The sequence below is a fragment of the Moraxella boevrei DSM 14165 genome (genome assembly GCF_000379845.1).
GTDB lineage: Bacteria > Pseudomonadota > Gammaproteobacteria > Pseudomonadales > Moraxellaceae > Faucicola > Faucicola boevrei.
The window spans coordinates 71,302-87,971 of the sequence record NZ_KB903808.1; the positions used below are offsets into that span (position 1 = coordinate 71,302).

Genomic DNA, 16,670 nt, shown 5'->3' on the forward strand with positions numbered 1-16,670 from the left:
CTTAGCATATTAGACAACGTCAAATTCAGTGGTTAATGCCATTGATTTTACTGTGTCAAACATAACATCTAAAACATGATAATCGGTAAAATAGTTCAGACATTCTTGGCGAAATTCCTGCTCATTGGCATTGTCTTTGGCACAAATAAAGGCAAGTGGTAGCACAATCGCATCTTTGACAATATCAGCAATATCAAATACCAATGCTCCACGCCGAGTTTTACCATGCATCACTGCAAAGCCATGGGGAATACCCAAAACCCAAGCGGTGGTCGCTCCTAATCCATATGCCAAGTAATTACCGTGATTTAAAAAACTATTGGCTTTGTCAATCCCTTCATGTTCACGGTTAAACCCTGCATTATCGGTATTTATACTTGCGATTTTATATAGTTCTTTGGTCATGCGACCTTCTAGGGCTAATAAATCATTGGTGCTATTTTGAGTATTAATTTGTTTTTTATAGTTTTCTAATAATTGATGGATTTTTTCATCGCTAGAATGAAATCCAAAAGCTTTAAATTCTTTATCTTTTTGCCAAACTGTTTTTAAAAAATCAATCCGTGCTAATTGTAATTTTTTTGCCATAAACAATCGTTTATTCTCATCCCACCACCACGATAACCAGCATATTGATGAAAAAGACTTAAAAGCACTAGATTTCTCATCCCACCACCACGATAACCAGCCTTGGATATATTCGGTGGGGCGATATTCGGATTGTGGGGTAAACCATTCAATGTCATTACCCATGAATAAGGGCGTGCCACCGCCCCCACAAAACCCCACCAATACCCCCGCCTGTGATAATAATCGCATCGCCGACTGAGTGATAGACGTGCCTGTGCCTAATAAAATGCAAGTGGTGTTAGCAATGGGAATATTATAATACAGGTTTTCTTTTTCAGCTTCAGTAAGGTATAGCACTCGCCCGTCTTTTTGCATAACTCGGCAATATTGCAAATAGTACAAATTGGCACGTTTTGAATGCAAAATGGTTTTTAAATCGGATGAGTTAAAACTGTTATTTGTGTAAGCATTTTTATTCATAACACTTTAATCACTAAATTATAAAAATTAATTAAAGTTGTCCCTAATATACAGAACTAAAATATATTTGACAAGGGATTTTTTATCGTTTATTGTAAAAACAAAATTGGTGAAGAACCCTTTTTTTGAACTATTTAAAAACTTGCTTATTTATCAAGGACTTATAAAATGCTAAAAAATAGAGGGTAAAATAAGGGTTTTTGCTCTCTATGCCTTGCAATTATTTAAGTTGTTGTGTTAGAATTCTACTTCACCATCGCATAGATGGCTTAGAAAGATACAAGAAACAGATATTGTACATTTTCTGCCTTCACCATCGCATAGATGGCTTAGAAAATCATCTCATCAACGCCAAAGCCCACGCCGTGCTTCACCATCGCATAGATGGCTTAGAAAAAGACAAGGCCTATTTAATCGGTAAGCCTTGCCTTCACCATCGCATAGATGGCTTAGAAATTTGGATATGTCAGACTTAACGCAAAATTATTCTTCACCATCGCATAGATGGCTTAGAAAGTGTTAAAAGCGGTCAAACTCGCCCTACAAAACTTCACCATCGCATAGATGGCTTAGAAAAATAAGCAGTTGTTGCATACTTTTTATCTTTTCTTCACCATCGCATAGATGGCTTAGAAAATAACCGAGCATTTTTAAAATAGGTGTTGTATCTTCACCATCGCATAGATGGCTTAGAAACAACGAATTAACGGTTTTGCATAAGTTAATAACTTCACCATCGCATAGATGGCTTAGAAATGCACTGAATCTATTAAAAACAGTTTTTTCTGCTTCACCATCGCATAGATGGCTTAGAAAATTCTTTCAAGTTTTCGGGCTTTAATACGTGCCTTCACCATCGCATAGATGGCTTAGAAACTATGCTAACGACGAACAAATCTATGAAATGTCTTCACCATCGCATAGATGGCTTAGAAATAGAACTGAAACGGCTTTTAAAAATGCTTATGCTTCACCATCGCATAGATGGCTTAGAAAAATCGCCAAGGCACTTCAAAATCAGGTAATCCCTTCACCATCGCATAGATGGCTTAGAAAAGCATTAGTAAGGTTTTTCAAGTTATCGTAAACTTCACCATCGCATAGATGGCTTAGAAAGTTTATACCGCTGATTTATTAACTTATGCAAACTTCACCATCGCATAGATGGCTTAGAAACTATTGGGTTTAATTACAAGGAAAATTTAACACTTCACCATCGCATAGATGGCTTAGAAACAACGGGATATATCGCTCCACAAAGTGAATATCTTCACCATCGCATAGATGGCTTAGAAAAACTAAAGGCAATACAAGAGCTTTTGGAAATACTTCACCATCGCATAGATGGCTTAGAAATTGGTGTAAGACTTTCTACCACTTTTAGTTACCTTCACCATCGCATAGATGGCTTAGAAATTGCATTAACTTGGCTGGACTTGCTTTAATCTCTTCACCATCGCATAGATGGCTTAGAAACGCTGATTCGTTTTTGTGAAGTAGATTTTTCGACTTCACCATCGCATAGATGGCTTAGAAAAACATTGCTAGAATACGTTATATCAATATGACCTTCACCATCGCATAGATGGCTTAGAAATTTGGGTGTTCTTCAGCAATAATTTGTAAATACTTCACCATCGCATAGATGGCTTAGAAACGTGCTTGCAACCGCACTCGCTATCGCCTTTGGCTTCACCATCGCATAGATGGCTTAGAAATATGCAACTAAATGTTGAAATAATGGGGTATACTTCACCATCGCATAGATGGCTTAGAAATTTACAAATGCTCACCATTTGGGTAGTATATACTTCACCATCGCATAGATGGCTTAGAAATGATGAGCTTTGCCAACAAATGGATGCTTTTCCTTCACCATCGCATAGATGGCTTAGAAAAAGCTAAAATAGGATATAAAAAAGCCATTAATCTTCACCATCGCATAGATGGCTTAGAAACATAACGGTTACATGGGTGGTTTTGGATTTTTCTTCACCATCGCATAGATGGCTTAGAAAAAAACAAACAAACAGGCGAGATTGCAAAGGTACTTCACCATCGCATAGATGGCTTAGAAAGTTAAGGGCTTTTGTTAATGATGACATATTCACTTCACCATCGCATAGATGGCTTAGAAAAACTTGTTGCAGACATTCTACCCAACCACTCACTTCACCATCGCATAGATGGCTTAGAAAAATGGGTTATAAAATCATGATAAAAGTTGAATCTTCACCATCGCATAGATGGCTTAGAAATACTAAATCTCATTGGGTTGCAAGCCCTGACGCTTCACCATCGCATAGATGGCTTAGAAAAGAATTTTGTGTTTATTTTGACATGACAAATCCTTCACCATCGCATAGATGGCTTAGAAAGAACTTGCCAGTATTGCAAAAATTAAATTACACTTCACCATCGCATAGATGGCTTAGAAATATTAGATTATTTTTCATAATTAACCCCTTGTCTTCACCATCGCATAGATGGCTTAGAAAAATCAAAATTATTTTCTACACCCATATTTTCTCTTCACCATCGCATAGATGGCTTAGAAAAATCGTTGGAATACCCTTGCTATCACGATAAGCTTCACCATCGCATAGATGGCTTAGAAATAAGCGGTGGAGAGAAACTAGCCAAAACAAAGCTTCACCATCGCATAGATGGCTTAGAAATTTGGTGGATTTGGCAGTTTTCGCCAATTTGTCTTCACCATCGCATAGATGGCTTAGAAATGAAAGCAAAGACATTTACAAACAAATGCAACCTTCACCATCGCATAGATGGCTTAGAAATATCAAAAAATGCTGGACTTTAACCGACAACACTTCACCATCGCATAGATGGCTTAGAAACAGTATTGCAAAAATTAAATTACAGACAATCACTTCACCATCGCATAGATGGCTTAGAAAAATGCCAAAAGCTAGAAATCGGCGAATAACTGCTTCACCATCGCATAGATGGCTTAGAAAAAATGTATAGCGTTTGCATTGTCATTTTTAAGCTTCACCATCGCATAGATGGCTTAGAAAACATCAAAATCAGGATTGCTTGCCAATGACAACTTCACCATCGCATAGATGGCTTAGAAATTGCGGATAGATTGCCTGTTAGCATAATAAATCTTCACCATCGCATAGATGGCTTAGAAAACGCAGGGCATTATCTAGTCCATATAGTGCTACTTCACCATCGCATAGATGGCTTAGAAAGTGCCATTTCTGCATTTTGCAGGTCAATCAAGCTTCACCATCGCATAGATGGCTTAGAAAGATTGAAAAAAATATTGGTTTTGAGTTGGCAACTTCACCATCGCATAGATGGCTTAGAAATGCTCGCCATAGGTATTTAATGGCATTGCCGACTTCACCATCGCATAGATGGCTTAGAAATGCAAAAAGCGGTGTGGTATATCAACGATGAACTTCACCATCGCATAGATGGCTTAGAAAAACTAACCGTTGATAAAAAAAGAAAGCGTGAACTTCACCATCGCATAGATGGCTTAGAAAATGCCATTAACTGACATCAAATTTAAAATACCCTTCACCATCGCATAGATGGCTTAGAAATAATAAAAGCCAAATAATGGTATTATATATCACTTCACCATCGCATAGATGGCTTAGAAATTTGAAAATGATAAACCAAAAGTATTTGAATTCTTCACCATCGCATAGATGGCTTAGAAAACTGCCAATTTGCCCAGTGATTAACACTAAACCTTCACCATCGCATAGATGGCTTAGAAATGAAGATTGGCATGATTGTCCGCATAATGCGACTTCACCATCGCATAGATGGCTTAGAAAGAACAGTGGTTAAATCGGTAACACGGTTGTCACTTCACCATCGCATAGATGGCTTAGAAATACCTGATGACGATTGTTTGCTTATGGCAAGCCTTCACCATCGCATAGATGGCTTAGAAAACCTGGAGCGTGGCGTGGTGCTTGACGATATGCTTCACCATCGCATAGATGGCTTAGAAACACAGCCGACCCCGTTTTTAATACAAGTCGCTCTTCACCATCGCATAGATGGCTTAGAAAGTCTGACTTCATTGCGGATATGACAGCCCCACCTTCACCATCGCATAGATGGCTTAGAAATAGACGATGAAATCACAGGAAAAATTTGGGATCTTCACCATCGCATAGATGGCTTAGAAACTGCCCCCATTGTGGCTCTAAACTAAAAACTCACTTCACCATCGCATAGATGGCTTAGAAAGAGACAAAACCTTTTGAGCTCCCTGCTTTTTGCTTCACCATCGCATAGATGGCTTAGAAAGCATGGGGAGAAAGCGAAAACCGACTGACTGGCTTCACCATCGCATAGATGGCTTAGAAAACAAGCTAAACTTATGCGAAAAGTTATACCAACTTCACCATCGCATAGATGGCTTAGAAAAAAGTCAAAGGCGAAGTTGAGCCGTACATTGACTTCACCATCGCATAGATGGCTTAGAAAACAGCAAAAACGCATTGGCAGAAGCCAACTTACTTCACCATCGCATAGATGGCTTAGAAACCAAAAGGCGGTTTTTTATTGTCTTGTGAAAACTTCACCATCGCATAGATGGCTTAGAAAATCTGCTTTTTGTACTACGACTAAATCACCGTCTTCACCATCGCATAGATGGCTTAGAAAAGAAGTTCCGGGATCGCGATACCAACCACCATCTTCACCATCGCATAGATGGCTTAGAAAGACAAGAAATTGCAACGCTTATACGTGAGAAACTTCACCATCGCATAGATGGCTTAGAAAACGGTTAAATTCAAATGATTGATATTATCAAGCTTCACCATCGCATAGATGGCTTAGAAATGCCAGCCTATTTGTTGTTCGCCACTCTCATTCTTCACCATCGCATAGATGGCTTAGAAAAACATTAGCCCACTTTAAACGTGAATACGAAACTTCACCATCGCATAGATGGCTTAGAAACTGCCAATAAAGTTAGACATTAACCAAGTACCCTTCACCATCGCATAGATGGCTTAGAAAACCATTTCACATCATAAGCATTTCTAAAGTCTCTTCACCATCGCATAGATGGCTTAGAAACCGCCATGCCTTGATTTTCAAGACTTAAAGCTCTTCACCATCGCATAGATGGCTTAGAAACCGCCATGCCTTGATTTTCAAGACTTAAAGCTCTTCACCATCGCATAGATGGCTTAGAAATTGCATATTCAACCTAGCCGATTGTTTGAGTACTTCACCATCGCATAGATGGCTTAGAAAGTCATTTGCAAAATGGCGATAAGTTGGCTTCTCTTCACCATCGCATAGATGGCTTAGAAATTTGAGCCGTCCAAATAATACGTGTTGCCATACTTCACCATCGCATAGATGGCTTAGAAAAGCGTATGGCAGAAGAAAAAAATACTTTGATGCTTCACCATCGCATAGATGGCTTAGAAAACAAAGACATTGCATTTGAGTTTGGTTCATGGCTTCACCATCGCATAGATGGCTTAGAAAAGCTTCGGCCATTCTTTGCAATTCTTCGGCTACTTCACCATCGCATAGATGGCTTAGAAATGTGTATCTTGACGAACAACAATGCAAAAGATCTTCACCATCGCATAGATGGCTTAGAAAATAAATTGATTTAAAAAAATTGTTTTTTTTAACTTCACCATCGCATAGATGGCTTAGAAACAATGAGAATAGGGATTGTTACCCAAAGCAATCTTCACCATCGCATAGATGGCTTAGAAAGATAACTTTCTTTCTGTTCCCATTCATTTAATCTTCACCATCGCATAGATGGCTTAGAAAGCCGACACACTGCACCGCTTTGGTATGATGATGTTATCCATCGCAAAAAGCTTCTTTGGGCATTAAAAATGGAAATCTTGGTCTAATAGAATAAAGACCAAGCTAAAATGACTAAGTCCTGTCAAGTTCAAAGAACGATACGGAAGACTTAGTCCTTAGTAAAACCAATTAGCCTATCAACCTAACCTTTAATCTTGCGTTTAAGATTTGGGGGTCGGTTTATAGAAATGCTTTTTTGGCAATGCTGTATTTTCAATAAAAGAAATTATTGCATCACTAGGTACTCAAATGCCGACAGCCCAGCTTTTGCCCCTTCACCCATCGCAATGTTAATTTGCTTAAATGGTACGGTGGTAACGTCCCCACAAGCAAAAATCCCACGTCGTGATGTCGCACAGCGAACATCAATTTCAATCTCGCCTACATTTGTCGTTTCGACCAAATGTTTCACCACTTCTGAGTTTGGCACCAGTCCGATTTGTACAAAGACTGCCGATAGTTCTAAGGTTTTGTTTTCGCCAGTATTACGGTCTTGATAAACAATCGCATTTACTTTGCCGTTCTGTGCAGTGATTTCTTGGGTAGCGATGCTTGTCATAATGTCAATATTGGCACGCTCTTTGGCTTTATTGACAAGTACTTGGTCAGCACGCAATTTATCACCATATTCAATCAAAGTTACATGATTGACAATACCCGCTAAGTCTAACGCCGCTTCCACACCTGAGTTACCGCCACCGACAACCGCCACGTTTTTGCCTTTAAAAAATGGACCATCGCAGTGCGGGCAGAACGCCACGCCGTTACCGATATTTTCATCTTCACCTTTTACGCCAAGTTTTCGCCATTTTGCCCCCGTTGCAACAATCACTGTGCGAGTGGCGAAGCTTTCGCCTGTGTTTAATGTGATTTGGTAAGTCAAATCAGCGTTTTCACTCACTTCTTTGACACTCACCATTTCTTTGACGGTAATGGCGTATTCTTTGACGTGCTTGGCAAAATTATTGGCAAGCTCATTACCATTGGTTAAAGGCACAGAAATCAAGTTTTCAATGTCTTGTGTGTCTTTGACCTGTCCACCGATACGGTCAGCAATCATAGCAACCTTTAAGCCTTTACGAGCGGTATAGATACTTGCCGACACACCAGCAGGCCCGCCACCAATCACGGTTACATCTTGCAATGGCAAACTTTCGCCAGTCGCTACGCCACTCATCAAGTCAGGCAACTGTTCTTGCAATTTTTCAATGAGTTTGGCGGTGTCAATCTTACCATTGGCGAACGGTTTGCCATTTAAAAATACCGCTGGCACGCCTTGAATGTTTTTTTCATTAACCAAATCTTGGAACACGCCACCGTCAATCATTTCGTTGCTAATGTTGTCATTAAGTAAGGCAAATTGATTAAGCGACTGCACCACATCAGGGCAATTATGACAAGATAAAGAAACAAAGGTTTGAAATTTTAGCGGTTGTTTGATATTTTTGATGATATTTTGGATATTTTTATCCAGTTTTAGCTCGCTACCGCCCGATTGCAGTACCGCCAAAATCAGCGATGTAAACTCGTGTCCTGACGGAATACCGCTAAAGATAATACCTGTATCCGCCCCTTGCGTCTGGATTTTAAAGCTCATTGGCGACAAGTTTTCATCGGTATTATCCGCCAAAATAATCTTGTCGGTGGTGCTGGCAACTTGTGCCAAAAATTCTTCTAATTCGGCACGTTTAGCGTGGTCACCGCTTCCCATCACAAAAGTAATGGCACGTGTCATACGTTCACTGTAAGACTTAATCGCATCAAGTAAAGATTTATCAATCATGGTGTTGCTCCAATTTAGCAATTCATTTGGAAAATAGATTTAATATGCCTATTATCCAAGAAAAATTTATCTTTGACAACCTTGGAAGTTTAATCATCATAATTAAAAAAACAAAACTCTTCATAAATATTTTTCTATCTAACCAATCAAAAAACCACAATTTTAGCAATTTTCCCACTATTTTATAGTCTTTTAGCAAAAATACACACGAAACTACAAACTTGCTATAGTCAAAAGATGTTTTTTTGGTTAAAATGGTAGTCAGCATAAGGGCGATGTTAGATTATCATTAACCTTATCTTTATGAAGTAGTGTTTAATATATTTTTAATTTTACTTAAGGAATAGCTATGTTTCCAGAATATCGTGAACTGATTACCAAACTAAAATCTGAAAATGATTTGCATTTTGAAAAATTATTCAACGCTCACAATGAGCTTGACGAAGAAATTACCAACCTTGAAAAAGACCCAGTGGCAAGCGTAAGCCGTGAAGTTGAGATTGAAGCCAAGAAAAAAGAAAAACTGGCTCTAAAAGACGAGCTGTTTAAATATTTAGAGAGCAAACAAGGCTAAGGCTTGCCTTGGAAAATTGCTATCCCATCAGCGTTTTGGCGTTGGTGGGATTTTTTATATGACGTTTTCCCATTTTTTCGTGATTTATTAAAAATTTTAAGATGGATTTTGATGATGCGTAAGATATTTTCTGCTTTAACATTTTTGGCAATCACCGCCCTGCCCCATGTAAGTTTGGCGAATATAAACAAACCACTTTTGCCAATGATTACCGCCACCAATAACCCTGCTACCAACATCAAAAGCACGCTTAGTTTTAGCGAAAATGAAGCGCTCATTGAGCGATTAAGCACGCATACGATTTGGCAAAATGCCAAGTTAATCATTCTTGATAATCCAACGCGATTAAGCACGCATACGATTTGGCAACGTCTATTGTTATATAAAAATGGTAAAAGTGGCGTGTTAAGCGATAGTTTTTTTGTCAGCCCACAAGGTAAAACCGATGCTAAGGCAGAATTGTTGGCAAACTTGCAAGCGTTACAATCTGCCAAAACCGCCGAAGATTATCTATGCCGTTTTCCCGCTCGTAGTGCTTGGCTCATGGCTGAAGTGCCAAGTTTAGCAGAAAATGTGGATGCGTTGCTCGGTTTTCATGAATGTCAACAAGTAAATGACTGGCTAAGCAAAATCAATGCGACACAGTTATCGCTAATTTATGCCGAAGAACACGTTAACCGTATGGCTTCAGCCTTTGGACATACGCTGATTAGAGTGGATAATCCGCAAAGTTTGGCAACGCATGATACTGATTTGGCATATTTTATCAATTTTGCTACTGATAATAGCCAACACAGTTCGCCGTTGTCGTCGGCTTTTGATGCGGTGCGTGGGCATGGTAAGGGTGCAATGACCTTTGGCAATTATACGGATAAACAAGCCAATTATCTGATTAAGGATGAGCGAGACATTTGGCAATATACGCTTAAATTATCCAACGCTGACATCCGTCAAATGATGCGACATTTTTGGGAAGTTAAGGACGTGGCTCGCCATTATAATTTTTTGAGCAATAACTGTGCCAGTGAAATTTTGCGTTTATTAGACATCGTAAGTCCACAAGATAATTTTGTTAATGATACAGGCAAAATTATCTCGCCTGCCGAAGTCTCTCGCATTTTGGCAAAAAAAGGCGTGTTGGCAAACGAGCAGTTTATCCCGTCTCGCCATACTTTAGAGCAAGCCAAACACAATGACAACACCAATAATAGAAACGTGGTTCAACAAAGCGATATTGATAATTATGCCAAAAATGCTCAATTTACCAAATTGCCAAACTTAATTCCAAACGACAATAATCCGTTAAATGCCACACGTTTGCACCGTGCCAACCTCAGCGTTTTGCACAGCGATGCAAGGGATAAGCTAAAATTTTTGCTCGGGGTGCGTGGTGGTTATCAAGATTTATTAGACAATCCAACTGGCAAGCGAGATTTTCTCAATTTAACCACGCTATCTGTTCAGCTTAGCCACGATGCGGACAAAACATTTAACCGTGGCAGTCAATTGCAAATCCACGATGCAACATTGCTTGACATTACCATGTTTAACCCAGAAAATGGTACAACGCCAAAAGCCACGCTCGGCGGACATCTAAAAATCACGCCTATCGTGGACGGTAGTTATCAGCAAACGAACGAACATCGGGTGCTAAGTGTGGGCGGTGAATACGGCTCATCGTGGCTGATTGGCAAAGGTAAGGCAGGTTCGGGCGAATTGCCGAATACTTTGTGTTATGGTTTGGCAATGGGACAAGGGCAAATTGGACGGATTAATAATGGCTTTCGTATCGGCGTGGGCGTACATACAGGCTGTGTACATCATCTGACCCCAAAATTGCGAGTACTTGCCGATGCTCAGTTGCCGTATTGGTTTCACGAACTTGATGGTAGCGGTGGCAATGATGACAACGAACGCAATCATTATTTTCAACCAATTGTCAGCTTAACAGGACAATACGACATTGGTAAACAAACCGCCGTGCGAGCAGGCGTCAGCCATCAACGAAACCATGAACAAAACGACATCAACTATCTGCTAAGTTACCATTGGTTTTTTGATTAACGAACAATCTATTGATTAAAAAAATCACTACTTTGGGTATTTTTCTTCGGCTAACTTACCAAGAACCTATGGCTTGATATAAGTTAACCCCTGTTTGTGCTTGCTGAATCAAACTATCCGTAATGGCATTTTGGGCTTGGCGAAAACTTTCTTGACTTTCTGCCAATTCTTTGGTAGCAATAAACCCAAGTTGATAACGTTTTTGTTGGTAATCAAGCTGTTGTTTGGCAATTTTTGCAGATTTTAGTATCAATTCATGATTTTGTTGTTGATTTTGCCAAAGCACTAACTTATTTTGTACATCATTTAAGGCTTTATAAACCGTTTCTTGATAATTCAAGGTAGCAATCTTTTCATCAATTTTGGCGATTTGGACATTATTTTGATAGTCTTTTTGGTTAAAGGTCGGCAAATTGAGCGAAATCCCCCAATTGAGTACAGGCACTTTTAACAAGTCAATCAAATTTGCAGATTGTGAGTTTGCCCCAGCGGTCAGGACAAGGGTTGGGTACTGGTTCTTTTGTAACAGATTGACCTGTTGCAAACTGACTGACAATCGCCAAAGCATGGCTTGTATATCTGGGCGATTTTGAATTGCATGAGCAGGTAGTTGTTCAATTTTTGTCGGTAATTTTGGTAAATTTTGTTGCTGTTTTAACGCAACCGAAAGTTCATCAACGCTGGTATGACTCAATAAAGCAAGATTATTTAGACTTTCATTTTTTTGAGTGATAAGATTGCGTTGAGTTTGTTGCAAGTTATTTAAGGTTTGTTCTATTACCAATAAATCTGCTTGGGCAATCAAGCCTAGTTTTAGCTGTGTTTGTAAATAGTGGCGTTGTTTTTGTTGGAATTTTTGGGCGTTTTGGTTGTCGCTAAGTTTTTGATTAATGCCAATTAAGTTAAAATATTCTCGCACTGCGTTGGCAGTTAAGGTAAGAAAAACCGCTTTACGGTCAGCTTCTACCGCATTTTTTTCCCATTCGCTGATATTTTGTTGCAGTTGTAGTTTTCCCCATAAATCAATTTCCCAACTGGCGTTTAGGTTTATGTCAAAATTTTTATTGGTAGTTGTGTCACCCGTTGCAAGCGATTTTTGTTTTTGGTGGTTGGCATGGGCTTGCTGGGTTATGGTGATTTTTTGGTTATCTGTTTTTTGTTGATTAAGAATAGACTTTTGTAAGGTTAAAGTAGCAACGGCTAATTCGTGGTTACCCTTGATTAGATTTTTCATATAATCATTTAAAACTTTATCATCAAATATTTGCCACCAATTTTCTTGACAAAATAGTTGGTAATCCGTTGGACAAGGCAATGCGACATCATTATGCTGAATGTTATCAATCATTGTTGGGTTGATTTGTGTCGTTTGGCAAGCGGTTAATAAACTAATCATCACAATGAGTGATAAATATTTGATTTTATTCATGATTTATCCTTTGTTTAAAGCGTCTATCGGGTTCATTTTTGCTGCACGATGAGCAGGCATAAAACCAAAAACTAGCCCAATCAGACTGGCACAAGCCACTGCCATGATAATGGCATTGATAGAAAAAATCACCTGAATATTAAATATACTTAACAATAATCCCAAGCCAAACGCCAATAAAACACCGATAATACCACCAATCGCACACACCACCATGGCTTCTATTAAAAATTGTTGGATTATGTCTTGGTAAGTCGCCCCTACCGCCATGCGTACGCCGATTTCACCCGTACGTTCGGTAACAGAAACCAGCATGATATTCATCACGCCAATGCCACCGACAAGCAGAGAAATTACCGCAATCGCTCCAATTAATAAGGTCAAGGATTTGGCGGTTTTTTCTACGGTTTTGGCTAGGCTATCGCTGTTAAATAGGCTAAAATCTTGTTTACCATGTCTTTTGGTTAAAATTTGGGTAATATTTTGACTGGCTAGGGCAGACGAGTAGCCTTTTTTTAGCAAAATCGTCATGCTGTTTAGATTTGGTGATTGTCCTGCAAAACGGGCTTGATAGGTACGGTAAGGTAGCCAGATTTTTAAACTTCGGTCATAATTTCCTTCTATCCCATTGTACGAAAACACACCGATAACACGGTTTGGTACGCCATTTAACATAATCACTTGTCCCAAAGCTTCCGACTTGGGGAACAGGGACTGTTTGGTTTTATCGCTAATAACAATGTGTTGGCTAAAATTGTCCAAATCACTTTGGCGAAACATACCGCCAGTGATAAAGCGTACGTTTTGCAAACGGTGATGATTGATACCCACGCCGTCCACCTGTACGGTTTTGCTGTGGTTGCCGACTTGTGCCAGCATGGACGAGCTTAAGTCTGGTGCCGTACTTTCAACAAATTTTTGTTTTTCCAACGCATACATATCGTCAAGGGTAAGTTCAGGCGTACTGGTTTGCGTTTCGTCTTGAGCATTGCCTGCCGTAATGGTAATGGTAGCCGAGCCAATACTATTAATTTGCTTTAAAATTTGTTGTTTTGAACCATTTCCTAACGCCACAATCAACACCACCGAAGCAATACCAATGATAATACCAAGCATGGTTAAAAGGGTTCGCATTTTGTTGGCAGTCATGGTTAGCATTGCCATGCGAAAGGCTTCTTTAATACGGTTAAAGGATTGTAAAAAATGATTTTCGCTCTGTTTATTGTCTGATTGATTGAACTGATTTGCTAAAAATTGATGACTAACGGCTTGTAAGGTGTTGTCTTGAATAATTTTACCGTCAGCAATTTCAATGACCCGACTGGCAGATTGGGCGATTTTTGGGTCGTGCGTTACCAAAATAATGGTGTGTCCTTCACGATTTAAATCGTTTAAAATCTGCATAACATCACGGCTACTTTGGCTATCTAATGCCCCTGTCGGCTCATCTGCAAAAATAATCTGACCACCATTCATCAAGGCACGAGCAATAGAGACACGCTGTTGTTGTCCACCTGATAATTGATTGGGATAGTGGTCAAGGCGTTTTTCTAGTCCTAATTTGGTTAATAATTGTTGTGCTTTTTGCTGACGTGTGTTTGGGTGAATGCCTGCATAAATGGCGGGCATAGCAACATTATCAAGTGCGTTTAGACTGCTTAATAATTGATAACGTTGAAAAATAAAGCCAAACTTTTCCCTGCGTAAACTGGCTAAACGGTCACTATCCATGTGTGTGGTGAGATTACCTTCAATCAAATAATCACCTGATGTTGGCTTATCCAAGCACGCCATGATATTCATCAAAGTAGATTTGCCAGAACCTGACTGACCGACAATGGCAACCATTTCGCCTGCATGAATTTCCAAACTAATACCTTGCAACACTTGCAACGATTGTTCACCAAACGCAAAGGTTTTTGTAATATTTTTTAACGACAAAATGGGTGGTTTATCACTTTGATATGCCATGTTACAATCCCACGTCCAAACTCTCTACCTTACCGTCTGATGTTGATACCACCACTTTTTCGCCTTGCTTTAGACCTGACAAGACTTCGGCATGGATTTTATTATTCAGACCGATGCTGATTTCACGAGTTTCTAGGTTGGGATTTGGGCTATTTTCATCGTCAATGACTTGCACTTCAAAACGATTATCAGGCAATTGTTTACCCAATGCGGTCGTTGGAATGGTCAAAACTTGTTGTTTTTTATCAATTTCCACCGTAACATTTGCTGTCATGCCAATAAATAGTTGATGTTTTGGATTTGGCACGCTTAATAAACCATAATAATACACCGCCCCTGCCTGACCACTCGTATCGCCAATCGGTGCAAGTTCTAAATCTTGGAGCGTAGCTTCAAATTTTTGATTTGGCAAACCCAGAATATTAAAATGGGCTTTCATACCTGTTTTTAGTTTGGGAATATCCGCTTCAGAAAATTTTGCCTTAATCTGCACGGTATCAATTTGAGCCAATTTAATAATGGTTGGTGATGACTGCATGGCATTAATGGTCTGCCCCTGCTTGGTAACAATCGCAACCACAACGCCGTCAATCGGTGCAGTAATCCGAGTATAACTCAAATTATTTTTGGCGGTCGCAATTTTTAATTGCGATTGTTCCAATTGCGATTTGCTGGCAATTAACTCTTTTTGAGCCGTTTCTAACGCCGTTTTTGCCTTTACAAACTCCATTTTTGCCACAATGCCTGCATGAAAACCCTGCTTTTGTCGCTCAAACTCATTTTGAATTTGGGCTAATTGAAGTTTTTTTATGTCGTGCTGAGCCAGTAATGCTTTGTAACTGGCTTCATCATCTTTTAAGGCATTGCGTTGTTGCGTGGCATCAATATCGGCTATCAAATCGCCTTTTTTTAGCCGTTGCCCCAAAGTAACGTGTAATTTATCCACACGTCCAGTTGCTTGAGCCCCTACGTCAATCAGTTCTTCGGCATACACTTGACCACCTGCAATCACCGTGTTTTCAATGTCGCTAAGTTTGACAGTTTCGGTTAAATATTGGAGTTTGGGTGGTTGTTGTCGTTGCCAAAAAAACACCCCAAGCAATGTTACACATAACACAAAAATAATTAGAAAAATTAAAGTCTTTTTTGATTTTTTCGCAACCAACATAAAATCAGGCCATAAGATAAAAGAAAATAATTATCATTATAATATATGCAAATCAAATTTAATACCATTTTTGTATAAATAAATCTGCTACGATTTTCAAACTAAAAAATCCCCAAAAACTTTTGGAGATTTATGATTTTTTTAACTTAAATTAGCGAATATTGCAACGCGCTAGTTCTTTTTCGGCTAATTTTTGTAAGAATGCTGTCGCTTCTTCATCGCTCATCGCAGCTGTTTTTGCTTTAACCTTAACAACAAATGGCATCATCATGGCTTTGGTGATTTCAACTTTTTCTTTCCCATCAGGCTCGATAAATGGCGGACGATTTGGCACACCCATGGCTTGATACATCATTTCTTCAAATTTATCACCCGCAGCTGTTACCAAAAACTCATCTGCCTGCTTAATCTCATCATCACTCAAAATACCTTTAAAATAAGGCTCTAATACCGACAAATAATTGGCATTACCTTCAATACTCCTTAGACATGCTTTTTGAACGTCGGTCAAATTTGGATAAGTCTGTTCAATAGCAGAGATAGTCATAGCACGGTTAGCAGTCACTTGAAAATCCATATATGGGCTTTGGATAATCATATTTGCAACACTGGCTGGCATACCGTCTGTATTAACGGTTTTAGCAGTGCTTGCGTTAGCTACAGAGACTGATGCAGACGCATTTTCAGCTTTTGTTGGGGCTTCTGTTTTTGGGGTGTCAGTTTTATTACAGGCAGTCAAAAAACTTGCAGAAACTGCTAACGCCAACAAAGTACGCATAAATCCCTGGTTCAT

At 39.2% G+C, this 16,670-nt stretch carries 8 protein-coding genes and 1 CRISPR repeat array; of the genes, 2 read left to right on the top strand and 6 right to left on the bottom strand.

Annotation, left to right across the window (positions count from 1 at the left end; translation table 11 throughout):
* Window positions 1–9: 9 nt before the first annotated feature.
* Together cas1f and ahpF are read right to left on the bottom strand one after the other, a co-directional pair.
* The gene (cas1f, locus tag A3G3_RS0110140; RefSeq protein ID WP_019520405.1) at window positions 10–1,050 is read right to left on the bottom strand and encodes a type I-F CRISPR-associated endonuclease Cas1f; all 1,041 of its coding nucleotides are present in this window, start codon (window positions 1,048–1,050) and stop codon (window positions 10–12) included.
* Window positions 1,051–1,298: 248 nt separating this feature from the next.
* A CRISPR array of direct repeats spans window positions 1,299–6,849; the repeat unit is 28 nt; unit sequence CTTCACCATCGCATAGATGGCTTAGAAA.
* 265 nt (window positions 6,850–7,114) lie between these two features.
* On the bottom strand, window positions 7,115–8,671 hold the full coding sequence (ahpF, locus tag A3G3_RS0110145; RefSeq protein ID WP_019520406.1) for an alkyl hydroperoxide reductase subunit F: 1,557 nt from the start codon (window positions 8,669–8,671) through the stop codon (window positions 7,115–7,117).
* Window positions 8,672–9,020: 349 nt separating this feature from the next.
* Between ahpF and A3G3_RS0110155 the strand changes: the two genes are divergently transcribed.
* Both A3G3_RS0110155 and A3G3_RS0110165 read left to right on the top strand, forming a co-directional pair.
* Complete coding sequence (locus A3G3_RS0110155) at window positions 9,021–9,245, top strand: YdcH family protein (RefSeq protein ID WP_019520408.1); 225 nt, start codon at window positions 9,021–9,023, stop codon at window positions 9,243–9,245.
* A gap of 114 nt (window positions 9,246–9,359) precedes the next feature.
* The gene (locus A3G3_RS0110165; RefSeq protein WP_228702729.1) at window positions 9,360–11,309 is read left to right on the top strand and encodes an Lnb N-terminal periplasmic domain-containing protein; all 1,950 of its coding nucleotides are present in this window, start codon (window positions 9,360–9,362) and stop codon (window positions 11,307–11,309) included.
* A 55-nt stretch (window positions 11,310–11,364) separates the two neighbouring features.
* On the opposite strand, the gene A3G3_RS0110170 is transcribed toward A3G3_RS0110165, so the two are convergent.
* The 4 genes from A3G3_RS0110170 to A3G3_RS0110185 all read right to left on the bottom strand — a co-directional run bounded on the left by A3G3_RS0110170 (window position 11,365) and on the right by A3G3_RS0110185 (window position 16,670).
* Complete coding sequence (locus A3G3_RS0110170) at window positions 11,365–12,738, bottom strand: TolC family protein (protein WP_019520411.1); 1,374 nt, start codon at window positions 12,736–12,738, stop codon at window positions 11,365–11,367.
* A 3-nt stretch (window positions 12,739–12,741) separates the two neighbouring features.
* Window positions 12,742–14,709, bottom strand: coding sequence for a MacB family efflux pump subunit (locus A3G3_RS0110175; protein ID WP_019520412.1), 1,968 nt, complete (start codon window positions 14,707–14,709; stop codon window positions 12,742–12,744).
* A 1-nt stretch (window position 14,710) separates the two neighbouring features.
* Complete coding sequence (locus tag A3G3_RS0110180) at window positions 14,711–15,826, bottom strand: efflux RND transporter periplasmic adaptor subunit (RefSeq protein ID WP_228702730.1); 1,116 nt, start codon at window positions 15,824–15,826, stop codon at window positions 14,711–14,713.
* A gap of 202 nt (window positions 15,827–16,028) precedes the next feature.
* Entirely contained in the window at window positions 16,029–16,670 is a 642-nt protein-coding gene (locus A3G3_RS0110185; RefSeq protein ID WP_019520414.1) for a hypothetical protein, read from the bottom strand.

Bases quoted from the DNA above. Each gene is read 5' to 3' on its own strand.
- cas1f (WP_019520405.1), bottom strand. From the start codon at position 1,050: ATGAATAAAAATGCTTACACAAATAACAGTTTTAACTCATCCGATTTA.
- ahpF (WP_019520406.1), bottom strand. From the start codon at position 8,671: ATGATTGATAAATCTTTACTTGATGCGATTAAGTCTTACAGTGAACGT.
- A3G3_RS0110155 (WP_019520408.1), top strand. From the start codon at position 9,021: ATGTTTCCAGAATATCGTGAACTGATTACCAAACTAAAATCTGAAAAT.
- A3G3_RS0110165 (WP_228702729.1), top strand. From the start codon at position 9,360: ATGCGTAAGATATTTTCTGCTTTAACATTTTTGGCAATCACCGCCCTG.
- A3G3_RS0110170 (WP_019520411.1), bottom strand. From the start codon at position 12,738: ATGAATAAAATCAAATATTTATCACTCATTGTGATGATTAGTTTATTA.
- A3G3_RS0110175 (WP_019520412.1), bottom strand. From the start codon at position 14,709: ATGGCATATCAAAGTGATAAACCACCCATTTTGTCGTTAAAAAATATT.
- A3G3_RS0110185 (WP_019520414.1), bottom strand. From the start codon at position 16,670: ATGAACCAGGGATTTATGCGTACTTTGTTGGCGTTAGCAGTTTCTGCA.